Source organism: Candidatus Pristimantibacillus lignocellulolyticus, from assembly GCA_023639215.1.
Taxonomy (GTDB): domain Bacteria; phylum Bacillota; class Bacilli; order Paenibacillales; family Paenibacillaceae; genus Pristimantibacillus; species Pristimantibacillus lignocellulolyticus.
On the sequence record CP097899.1, the window covers coordinates 1473327 to 1485646 of the forward strand.

General features: G+C 36.7%; 11 protein-coding genes. 10 read left to right on the top strand and 1 reads right to left on the bottom strand.

Annotated elements, in window-relative coordinates; genetic code table 11:
- Positions 1-124 precede the first annotated feature (124 nt).
- Entirely contained in the window at positions 125-613 is a 489-nt protein-coding gene (locus tag NAG76_06075; protein ID URN95811.1) for a DUF2798 domain-containing protein, read from the top strand.
- Between the two features lie 73 nt (positions 614-686).
- On the opposite strand, the gene NAG76_06080 is transcribed toward NAG76_06075, so the two are convergent.
- Positions 687-1520 carry an AraC family transcriptional regulator gene (locus NAG76_06080; GenBank protein URN95812.1) on the bottom strand — a complete coding sequence of 278 codons (834 nt, stop codon included), beginning with the start codon at positions 1518-1520 and terminating at the stop codon, positions 687-689.
- A gap of 133 nt (positions 1521-1653) precedes the next feature.
- Between NAG76_06080 and NAG76_06085 the strand changes: the two genes are divergently transcribed.
- The 9 genes from NAG76_06085 to NAG76_06125 all read left to right on the top strand — a co-directional run bounded on the left by NAG76_06085 (position 1654) and on the right by NAG76_06125 (position 12298).
- Positions 1654-3684 carry a beta-galactosidase gene (locus NAG76_06085; protein ID URN95813.1) on the top strand — a complete coding sequence of 677 codons (2031 nt, stop codon included), beginning with the start codon at positions 1654-1656 and terminating at the stop codon, positions 3682-3684.
- Positions 3685-3990: 306 nt separating this feature from the next.
- Complete coding sequence (locus NAG76_06090) at positions 3991-4692, top strand: response regulator transcription factor (GenBank protein URN96775.1); 702 nt, start codon at positions 3991-3993, stop codon at positions 4690-4692.
- A 1-nt stretch (position 4693) separates the two neighbouring features.
- Entirely contained in the window at positions 4694-6040 is a 1347-nt protein-coding gene (locus NAG76_06095) for a HAMP domain-containing histidine kinase (protein ID URN95814.1), read from the top strand.
- Between the two features lie 79 nt (positions 6041-6119).
- On the top strand, positions 6120-6833 hold the full coding sequence (locus tag NAG76_06100; protein URN95815.1) for a PepSY domain-containing protein: 714 nt from the start codon (positions 6120-6122) through the stop codon (positions 6831-6833).
- 104 nt (positions 6834-6937) lie between these two features.
- The gene (locus NAG76_06105) at positions 6938-7552 is read left to right on the top strand and encodes a PepSY domain-containing protein (protein URN95816.1); all 615 of its coding nucleotides are present in this window, start codon (positions 6938-6940) and stop codon (positions 7550-7552) included.
- Positions 7553-7749: 197 nt separating this feature from the next.
- Positions 7750-8436, top strand: coding sequence for a response regulator transcription factor (locus NAG76_06110; protein URN95817.1), 687 nt, complete (start codon positions 7750-7752; stop codon positions 8434-8436).
- The gene (locus tag NAG76_06115) at positions 8436-9440 is read left to right on the top strand and encodes a sensor histidine kinase (protein URN95818.1); all 1005 of its coding nucleotides are present in this window, start codon (positions 8436-8438) and stop codon (positions 9438-9440) included. Before NAG76_06110 ends, NAG76_06115 begins: the two co-directional genes overlap by 1 nt.
- 166 nt (positions 9441-9606) lie before the next feature.
- Complete coding sequence (locus tag NAG76_06120) at positions 9607-10368, top strand: ABC transporter ATP-binding protein (protein ID URN95819.1); 762 nt, start codon at positions 9607-9609, stop codon at positions 10366-10368.
- A complete protein-coding gene (locus NAG76_06125) occupies positions 10358-12298 on the top strand; it encodes an ABC transporter permease (protein ID URN95820.1) in 1941 nt (646 codons plus the stop codon). Before NAG76_06120 ends, NAG76_06125 begins: the two co-directional genes overlap by 11 nt.
- Positions 12299-12320: the final 22 nt, after the last annotated feature.

Consider the following 12320-nt stretch of genomic DNA (forward strand, 5'->3'; position numbering starts at 1 on the left):
TAGTAAACAGCGTTAGCTGCTTACAATAAATTTATTTTCATAAGTTCACAAAAACGTCACTTATGAAGAAAAAATCTGTCCTATATAATCAACTTTATGTTATTAAAGGAAGGATGTTTTTATTTTGCCTAGCAATAAAAAAGAAGGTATTATTTTCGGACTATTTATGTGTTTTGGAATGGTTATTATTATGACCACCTATAACACCGCTCTACACGGGTTTTCAGATTTTACAATTGGAAGTGCATTAATTCAATTCGTCATAACTTTTGCCGTCGCTTTTATCGTGGAGTCCTTAGTTGAACCTAAAGCACGCAAACTTGCGTTATCGTTACCATATAACAAATCTAAGCAAATCAACATGATATTAGCGATTGCTTTTTGTATGGTTCCCTCAATGGTACTTATTATGTCAGTTTACGGAGTTATTCTGAAAGCGACATTGATGGGAATCGAAGGTTCATATTTGTTTGAGTACATTAAAACAGTCGGACTAAATATTATTGTGGCACTTCCAGCGCAATTACTAATTGTAGGACCAATCTCTCGTTGGTTATTAGTTCATTTCGTTAAAACATCGACTACTCATAAGCCTGAATTAAAAGTCTTATAACAAGAATTGAACGTATCTTTTTGATGTTATGATTACCCATTCGAATTGGAATGGGTAACTACATCGTCTCTTACTAATTCATTAACCTGAACTTCTCAGGAGTTAATTCCATCTGCTTTCGAAAGCTAGCTACAAAATGACTAACATCACGAAATCCTACACGACTTGCAATTTGAGTAATCGATATCTCTCTTTCAAGGAGTAACATCTCCTTAGACTTTCTAAGTCGTAATCGAATGAGATACGCATATGGAGATACATGAAATGCAGTTTGAAACAACGTATTCATTTGCCTTGGAGTTAGTTTCAGCACTGTTGCCATTTGTTCAATTCCAACGTTTGGATCAGCGTAATGAATTTCTAGCCAATCCAATACTGGCTGTAATTGTACGATATGACGCTGAATTGAAGTTCGATTATTCATCTGACCATGTTGCTTCAGCTGCATGAGGAAAAAGTATACGTCTGAAGACATATCGTAGCTAGAATAATATATATCATTGTTATTGTTTTCAAGCTTGTCTATTATGTTCGTAATCGTCATATGTAGTGGAGAATGTTCCTCCCAGCTGAAATAGGTGGATTGCTCTATGCCAAGTGTACGTAGAATGGTATCGACATTACTGCCACCAAACGTAATATATTGTGTGCACCATTGATCCGTAACAGTGTAATACGTATGGGCTACATCAGGATATAGTAAAACTCCGGTTCCTTTAGTAAGTCGATAGGTCTTATCCTCTATAATAAATTCACCCTCGCCCTCGTAAGTTTGTAACCAATGAAAGTATGAAAACCCATGAGGACGAAATATTTTTTCTTGATCTTCGTTATGCCCGATACTCTCGATAAATAAAGGAAAACTACTAATTGCAGAGGGTGTTAATTCATATCGCGTATGCATCATCACTTTCACTCCCGCCTCATTAAACTTCCATATTATTATACGTGTTTGTAAATATATTATATTTTAACACACTTTATATTGATATATACTGAACTTATTCTTATATCTAACTTTAATAAAATGAGGTGTAGAGATGATTAATAGCAAACTACCAAAAATATGGTACGGTGGAGATTACAATCCAGAGCAATGGGACCACGAAGTAATGCACGAAGATTTACGAATGTTCAAACTTGCCGGAATTGATGTAGCAACGATTAATGTATTTTCTTGGGCTTTATTACAACCGAATGAAGAAACTTATAATTTTGCACGACTAGATGAAATTATTGATCGTTTACATGCAGATGGTGTTTACGTATGTTTGGCAACAAGTACAGCTGCTCATCCGGCATGGATGGCTCGCCAATATCCAGATGTATTACGTGTAGACTTTGATGGTCGCAAACGTAAATTTGGTGGCAGACATAATTCTTGCCCTAACAGCCCAACGTATCGGAAATATTCTGAAAAGCTTGCGGAAAAGCTTGCTCACCGCTATAAAGATCATGAAGCACTACTCATTTGGCATGTTAGTAATGAGTATGGCGGATACTGTTATTGTGATAACTGTGCCGCTGGATTCCGCACATGGCTACAGCAACGTTATCGTACAATTGAACAAGTTAATAAAGTGTGGAATACAAACTTTTGGGGACATACTTTCTACGATTGGGAGGAAATTGTTCCACCTAATGCCTTATCGGAGGAATGGGGTACAAACCGTACTAGCTTCCAAGGAATATCATTAGATTATCGTAGATTTATGTCAGATAGTCTCCTTGATTGCTATAAGCTTGAGCACGCTGCTATCAAAAAACATACACCTAATATACCTATTACAACAAATATGATGGGATTGTACAAAGAGCTTGATTACTTTAAATGGGCAAAGGAAGTCGATATTGTATCATGGGATAATTACCCTTCACTTGATACGCCCGTTAGTTTAACTTCGATGACGCATGATTTAATGCGAGGTATTAAGCAAGGACAGCCGTTTATGTTGATGGAACAAACACCAAGTCAACAAAATTGGCAGCCTTACAACTCCTTAAAGCGCCCAGGTGTTATGAAACTTTGGAGCTATCAAGCTGTTGCGCATGGTGCAGATACTGTGCTGTTCTTCCAATTACGAAGATCAATTGGTGCATGTGAAAAGTACCATGGCGCTGTTATCGAGCATGTAGGCCATGAGCATACGAGAGTATTCCGCGAGTGTGCACAATTAGGGCAAGAACTATATACGTTATCGGATAAAATATTAGACAGTCGCATTAAAGCAAAAGTGGCTATTGTATTTGATTGGGAAAACCGATGGGCAATTGAGCTGTCAAGTGGACCAACTATAGCCTTAGATTATGTTAATGAAGTACACAAATATTATGATGCTTTATTCCAGCAAAATGTCCAAGTTGACATGATCGGCGTAGAAGATGATTTATCTGGATATGATGTCGTTATTGCTCCTGTACTGTATATGGTTAAGGAAGGTTATGCAGCTAGAATTGAGCAATTTGTACAATCCGGAGGTACTTTCTTAACGACGTTCTTTAGTGGAATTGTTAATGAGAACGATATTGTTACGCTAGGTGGATATCCTGGTGAGTTACGTAAAGTGCTAGGAATATGGGCCGAAGAAATTGATGCCTTATTCCCTGATCAAAGCAATCAAATGGTACTACAAGGTGAACTTGGAACATTATCGGGGGAATATAGCTGTAATATCGTTTGCGATCTCATTCATGCCGAAGGTGCCGAAGTAAAGGCAGTTTACGGCAGTGAGTTTTATAAAGGAATGCCTGCACTGACAGTCAATCAATTCGGAGCAGGTCATGCATGGTATGTCGCATCTAGCCCTGAGCCAGAATTTTTGCAGGGGCTACTAGCTCATATTGTTGAAACGAAAGGTATTAGTGCATCAATTACACCTATTTCAGGTGTTGAGGTATCAACAAGAGTAGCTCCGCAAGGACAGTCTTTACTATTTATACTCAATCATAATAACGAAGCTGTGCACGTTGATTTGGGTGAAGTGCAAGGAACAGAGTTGATTACAGGAAATGAAGTAAAGCAACAGCTTATGCTTGATGCTAAAGCAGTAGCGATTATTGAAACGAAGTAAAGAATTCTACTTCATTTCAGCATATACAGTTAAATAAATATTCAATTAGCCAAGCCACACTATTCAAATTTATACTTTTACTGCACAAAGGTGTAGGTAGTATAAATATAATTGTGGCTTGGCTAATTTTATGAACAATGCTTAAAATGTTCAATCTCGTATGCCTCAATATGAGTCTAGTTCAATAACAAAATTGAATGAAGTGCATGCCCCACTTGCCATACTCTTCGAGCTGCCAAGCCTATTCATCCATTTTGTGTACATTATGTTATTATAGAAAAAAAGTAGCTATATGGAGGGAGCATAATTATGAAGCATTCCATACTCATTGTCGAGGACGAGGAAAAAATTGCTAGATTGTTGGAAATTGAACTTGAAATGGAAGGCTATCATGTAAAACGCTGTCCGGATGGTCTGACAGCTTCAGAAGCATTCCACGGTGCCAAATGGGATCTAGTGTTGCTAGATATTATGCTTCCGGGAATGAGCGGTATTGAATTACTAAGACGCATTCGTGCACATGATTCCGTTACTCCCGTTATTTTGCTAACCGCGAAAGACTCTGTTGAAGATAAAATATCTGGACTTGATTATGGAGCCAACGATTACATAACAAAGCCTTTTCAAATTGAAGAACTACTAGCTCGAATTCGTGCTTCACTTCGTTTGCGTGCGGCGATGCCGCAGTTAGAACGTATTGAAGATGAATGGTTATACGCAGCTGATCTCAAAATAAATGAAAAGACGAGAGAAGTAATCCGCGAAGAAAAAGCGATTGAACTCACTCCGCGCGAATATGATTTACTCGTTTATTTACTGAAAAACAAACGACAAGTATTAGAGCGTGAGCAAATTCTCGAAGCAGTCTGGGGATTTGATTATTACGGCGAAACAAATATTGTAGACGTATATATTAGATATGTTCGTAAAAAGATCGATAATGGTCGACTCCCTGAGCTGATCCAAACTGTTCGAGGTGTCGGATATGTATTAAAGGATACGATATAAGATGAAACTAAAAAGTAAAATCCATCTATATTCATCGCTTTTGTTCGCTGTTCTTCTTATTGTTATGAACGTATCGATATACTTATTGTTTAATTATATGTCGCTTAATAGCGAGATCGAGCAAGCAAAAACTGAGACGACAGCTATCGCTCGTGGCTTACAGGATAATGCAACCATGCCACTGTCAGATTTGCTTCGTGCTTATGCCCCAATTGATGGAATGCTACAAATTGTCGCTCAAAATGGGGTAAGTTATCCCCCCGTTACTTCTCCATCACAGACGGAGCTAAGCAAAAAACCAGCGGTTTTCTATGCCCAGAAGAAGTCTGAAATTGTAAAGTATGATGGGCAAAGCTACGTACTCATTTCTATGCCTGTCATATGGCACAATGGAGAAGTTGTCAACATTCAAACGACAGAAAGCTTGCAAGATACGATAATTAAGCTACGATCATTGCGTTTTGTACTCATTGGCGTTACATTGCTTGCTCTCATTCCTGTCATTATTTCTGGACGATTACTAGGAGAACTAATTATGAAGCCGATTCGTTCAATGACAACTACGATGCGCGACATACAACAGAGCGGTCAATTTAAACAACTGACACTGGCAACCAATTCAAAAGACGAGCTGGTAGAAATGGGTGATACATTTAATCGGATGATCGAGTTACTTCAAAGCAACTTTGCCAAGCAGGAAAGCTTTGTTTCGAATGCCTCACATGAATTGCGCACTCCGCTTACCGTAATAGAAAGTTATGCTAATTTGCTAAAAAGAAAAGGGTTAGAACGCCCTGATCTCTTTCTTGAGTCAATCGAAGCCATTCATTCGGAAGCCATTCGGATGCGAGAAATGACTGAACAGCTGTTGCTGCTTGCCAGAAACAAGGAGCAATGGAAAATGAAAAAAGAGAAACTTGATGCGGTGGTATTAACAGCAAATACTGCTGCTGCATTTCAAAATGCATATCATCGCGATGTCTATGTAGAAGGAGTACCCTCTCTAGCTGTCTCCTCAGATGAACAGTTACTGAAGCAGTTATTGTATATTTTTCTAGACAATGCACGCAAATATAGTGATGAATCCATTACGATCACATTAGGGTCATCAAATATGAATGGCTGGATTCGCATTACGGACCGTGGAGTCGGTATCCCAAAGCAGGAGCTTGGTAAAGTATTTGATCGCTTCTATCGTATTGATCAGGCACGTAGCAGACAGAGTGGTGGTCTAGGACTCGGCTTATCACTAGCCAAGCAAATTGCTGACACGCTTGGAGCAAATATTGAGATGGATAGCTTAGAGGGTGTCGGGACAACTGTGACTATTACACTAGAGAAAATATAGCCAAAGCAAGCTTCGATTCTCATCATTTTCTCATTTTCATAAGATATAATAACGAAAAACACATTATGGAGTGATAGCTATGAATCAACGATGGCGATGGATATTAGGAAGCAGTGTTCTTGTAATTGCCGTCATTGTTACGACGCTAACTTGGAGGCCTTGGGCAGGAAAAGCCGAAATGTTAACTGGAGAAGCGGCTGAAGTGGCTCTACTCGCCCAATATCCTGGTGTTATAAACAGTAATGTTAAACTGAAAGATGTATATCTCATGGAATTACAAACCGACCAAGGACTATATAAGGTGGAGATTGGTGCGTACAGCGGGGAAGTTATGACACTTGAGCAGCTACAGGTTTTAGCGGAGGAAGATGACTCTTCTGTGGATCAGGGCAGCGAAGCGGAACCTACTCCAACAGTAAAGCCAACACCTTCACCAATCCCAACGGATAAGGCAGAACCGTCCCCTTCAAGTGTTCCGAATAGTTCTAATGGACCTGGTACAGGACAAGGATCAAGCAATGTAGATAGCGATAAGGAAATCGACCCTACTCCTAATAAAGAAAATGCAAAGCTGCTAACCTCAGATAAAGCAAGTAAACTAGCTGCTGCTCATATTAAAGGTGAAGTTGAAGATGTTTCGTTAAAAACAGCCAAGGACGGCAAAAAATATTATCTTATAGAAATTGATGTTAATGATGGCAGAGATGCAGTCGTACAAGTGAATGCAATCTCGGGAGCAATCATGTCGGTTGTTTGGGAAGAAGACGACGATGATAGCGATGAAAAAGATTAATAGTAGCTTCTCATCAATTTCTAATGTTTCTCTCTCCTTCTTCTCATTTTGGGGATGTAAAGTAATAACTGTACCCAATAATAATTAGAAGGAGTCGATTACAAATGAACAAACGAGTGAAAATTTTTGCACTATCAGCAGCTGTATTGATAGCAGGATTAGTTGGAACAAGCGCAGTATCGACAAACGTATCAGCGGATAGCAACAAAAAAATCAGTTCAGAGCGAGCACAACAGCTCGCACTTACAGCTGTGCAAGGGAAAGTAAAAAGCGTAGAGCTAGAGCACGATGACGGCATAACATATTATGATTTTGACATCGTCAAAAACAAACAGGAATACGACGTCCATATCGATGCCTACACTGGCGAAACTTTAAAGGTAAAAATAGATGACGACAAAGAAACTGTCCAACAACAAAAACCAGCTAATACAGCAACAAACAACACCACTAACAAAAAGATGATTTCCGCTAAAGAAGCAGCTACAATTGCAGCTAACCATGTCAAAGGAACAGTGCAAAGTACGGATAAAGATACTGATGACGGTATTCATTTGTATGAAGTTGAGCTAACAACGAGTCGTGGTGAGGTTGAAGTAGATGTAGATGCTTACACTGGAAAAATTTTGTCTGTCGATTATGACGATGATGACCATAATCAAGAAGATCACGATGATGATCATGACGACGATGATGATGACGATGACGATCGAGACTAATAATACGGCAAAAACCAGCGCAGCATCAACTCTGCGCTGGTTTTTTTTGAATCAACCATGTAATGCAATATTTCGGAATAAACGGTTAACAGTCACTCCAGAATTTATAATCTTTCTGATATACTATTTGATAAATGTGCATTAAAATATTCAGCTAAATGTATATAATCGAAATAATTTAAGGTGTGGTGAATCCATTGTTTAAACTGATGTTAATTGAAGATGATGAAACTCTGTTTAAAGAGATTAAAGATAGATTTACGCAATGGTCATATGATGTTTATGGCATTGAAGATTTTGGTTTGGTGATGGAACAATTTATAGCGATAAAACCCGATTTGGTTGTTATTGATATTCAGCTTCCAAAGTTCGATGGATTTCATTGGTGCCGAATGATTCGATCCCATTCGAATGTTCCAATTATTTTCTTATCTTCCCGAGACCATCCTACTGACATGGTGATGTCGATGCAACTCGGAGCTGATGATTTTATTCAAAAGCCTTTTCATTTTGAAGTATTGGTTGCTAAAGTACAAGCCATTCTTCGCCGTGTATATAATTACAATACGGAACCAATAACACTCAAAACTTGGCGCGGTGCAACGGTTGATTATGAAAAAAACATAGTTACCAATGAGGTAGGATCAATCGAATTAACGAAAAATGAAATCTATATTCTTAGACTATTGATTACGAAAAAGAATAAGATCGTTAGTCGCGAAGAATTAATAACAAGTTTATGGGATGATGAACGCTTTGTAAGTGATAACACGTTAACGGTCAATCTGAATCGTTTACGAAAAAAACTAGATGAGCTTGATTTAGGTCGGTTTATCGAAACAAAAACCGGGCAAGGTTATATTGCTGTGGAAGAGGCACACTAATGTTTATAACATTTCTACGTGAACGGTGGAGCTGGATTGCCCTATTCCTATTTCAGCAATTTCTTATCCTCATTATTGCTTATGTTGATACGTCGATCTCTTTCAAGCCTATTCTCTATATCGGATTTTTAACAACGATGATTTTTATCTTCTTCTTAATCATTCGTTACAATAAAGAAACGAAGTTTTATAGAAGCCTAAAGGAATGGGAGAACAATCTTGATTTATCAGCGATAAACCAATCTGATAGTCCTTTCGAAAAGATAGTTGAACAAAGTATAACTGATCAAACGGAGCACTTGAGACAGATAGCTATGCAAAATCGTATTCTGTTAGAGCAGGAACAAGACGAACTTTTATCTTGGATTCACGAAGTGAAAACACCGTTGACAGCTATGCATTTAATGATCGAACGATTAGATGATAAATCATTAAAAGCTCATCTAACTTACGAATGGCTCAGAATTCATTTGCTACTTGATCAACAGCTACATCAGAAGCGTCTATTATTTATAGAAAATGATTTATATATAGAAACTATTGATTTGAAATCGTTAATTTTCAAAGAGATTAAGTCATTACAATCATGGTGTATTCAAAAAGGAATTGGATTTGACATTCAGTTAGCAATAACGGAGGTTGTTAGTGATGCCAAATGGGTATCATTTATCATCAGACAAGTATTAACTAATGCAATTAAATATAGTGAGGCACATGATATTATTATTCAAAGCTATGAACACAACAATCAAATGCATTTACGAATTAAAGACTTTGGCCGTGGAATTGATGCTAAAGATATATCACGAATTTTTGATAAAGGATTTACTTCAACGACAACACATTATGACAATTCTTCAACAGGCATGGGCTTATATCTTACAAAGAAAGCAGCAAATTCATTACTAATACATATGGATGTGGAGTCACAACTACACTCAGGTACAACCTTTACTTTAACGTTTCCAAAAAACAATGATTTCGTTAATATTGTTAGCATGTGACAATAATGTCACATGCTTTTGTATTTTGTTAGGTGAATGAAAGGCAAAAAACGCGATCTCTTTTTATAATAAGGTTATTAAAGATAGCTTATGCTTCTGAGGTAACTTTTTACTATCGAAGAAGTAATTTTAGAAAGTATATAAAAAGTTTTAAGGAGATTTCGATATGAATATTTTAGAGGCAAATAAAATTGCTAAAAGCTTTGGTAATAAATCGAATAAAGAAGAAGTATTAAAGGGAATTGACATTACGATTAAAAAAGGTGAATTCGTTAGCATTATGGGTGCATCTGGATCGGGAAAAACAACACTACTTAATGTCCTTTCTTCCATTGATAAAGTTAGTTTCGGAACGATTAAAATTAATAACCTTGAAATGACAAAAATGAAAGAAAAACAGTTAGCTGAATTCCGCAAAAAATATTTAGGGTTTATCTTTCAAGAATATAATCTATTAGACACGCTAACGGTAAAAGAGAATATTCTGTTGCCATTATCGATAACGAAAACACCAAAAAAAGAAGCAGATCAAAAATTCAAGGAAGTCGCAACAGAACTCGGAATTTATGATCTGAAAGATAAGTACCCTAATGAAATTTCTGGTGGGCAAAAACAGCGTACATCAGCAGCTAGAGCATTTATTCATGAGCCAAGCATTATTTTCGCTGATGAGCCAACCGGTGCACTTGATTCAAAATCCGCTTCTGATTTATTAAACAAACTGAGTGATCTAAATCAAAAGCGTGACTCTACTATTATTATGGTCACTCATGATCCAATTGCTGCAAGCTATTGTAATCGAGTCATTTTTATTAAAGACGGGCAAATTTATACGCAGCTTACTAGAGGTGATCAAGAACGACAATCTTTTTTAACCGATATTATGAAAACGCAAGGTGTATTAGGTGGGGTGCACTATGAACATTAATCATCTCATCTTTCAAAATCTGAAAAAAAACCTTAAAAATTATTATCTTTATGTATTCGCACTAGTCTTTAGTGTTGCTCTTTATTTTGCTTTTGTGACGCTTCAATATGATCCATCCATGGATGAGGTTAAAGGATCCATTAAAGGTGGAGCAGCTATTAAAACCGCTTCAATATTACTTGTTCTAATTGTCTCCATCTTCCTGTTATATGCGAATAATATTTTCATTAAAAGACGAAGTAAAGAAGTTGGTCTCCTACAATTGATAGGGATGACCAAAAATAAAATTTTCCGCATTCTAAGTGTGGAGAATTTAATACTTTATTTCATTTCCTTATCGATAGGGATATTCGTTGGATTCTCGTTTTCAAAATTAATCATCATGATCTTATTTAAAACACTGGATGTCGAAGCCATTTCTCAGTTGTATTTTTCTAAACAAGCATTTATTCAAACACTTATTGTTTTCTGTATTATCTACCTGTTTATTATGATGATGAACTATACATTTATTAGAAGGCAGACGATATTGTCCCTTTTCAGAGTAACATCATCAACAGAAGGTAAAGTAAAAAAAATCTCTTTCTTTGAAATGCTGATTGGTATATTTGGAATTACATTAATTTTGTTAGGATATTATGTATCGTCCAAGTTATTTGGTGGAGACTTTACATCAATGAATGAATTATTTCTAGCTATGAGCTTTATTCTTGGCTCGGTCATTATCGGAACATTCTTTTTCTACAAAGGGTCCGTCCGCTTTATTGCGAACATCATTAGAAAAAGCAAAGGCGGATATCTAAATATTAATGAAGTACTATCCCTTTCATCCATCATGTTTCGAATGAAATCGAATGCCTTATTATTAACGATTATTACGACCGTTTCTGCACTTGCTATCGGTTTATTATCTTTAAGTTATATCGCTTATTATTCAGCTGAAAAATCAGCAGTGAAAAATGTACCCGCAAACTTTGCGATGACGAACATAGAAGATGCCGAGTTATTTAAATTAGCTTTACTTGATAATCATATTGCTTTTAATGAAATCGTAATTGATGTCATTCAAGTAAATATTGATGCACGACATATTATCGATTCAAACCTAAGTGAATTACAACTTGATCCAAATTCAATGACTATTTCTGTAATTAGTGATCAAACCTTCAAAGATATCGATGTGTCTGCTGATGAAACCATCCTTACCGGGTATGATGATTTCCTTTCAAAGTTTATGCCCTTGAAAAAATCTGGTCCCATCAAATTGTTAGGAGCGCATGAAGTTATTTCACAACAATATGTAGGGCTAAACACCGACTACGTTATTTCGTATAATTATACCGATGGAGGCCTGCCCGTCGCCATTGTAGACGAATCGGTATTTCAACGTTTACAGCAAGATATTAATCCGACTATACAAAAATCAACATCGTTATATATAGGAATTGATATTAAAGATGAGAATCAAATTAAAGCAGCAAATGAAATTTTTCTAGCTTCAAACTTCAGTAAAGATAATGTTTCACGCTTTGAAATGAGTAGCAATCAAAAGATAAATATGGGTCTAATTATGTTTATTGTTGGTTTCTTAGGACTAACTTTTCTCATTACTTCTGGATGTATTCTCTACTTTAAGCAAATGGATGAAAGCGAAGATGAAAAACCGAGTTACACCATTTTGCGGAAACTAGGTTATACCGAAGGAGACTTGCTGAGGGGTATTCGAGCAAAGCAACTTTACAATTTTGGAATTCCTTTAATCATCGGACTTTTCCATAGCTATTTTGCCGTGCAATCGGGTTGGTTCTTGTTTGGAACTGAAGTTTGGACACCAATGATTATGGTTATGGTACTATATACCTTTCTATATTCTATCTTCGGTATACTATCTGTTCTCTATTATAAAAGAGTAATAAAAGCTGCATTATAAAACTATACGTTTTCATTCGGTT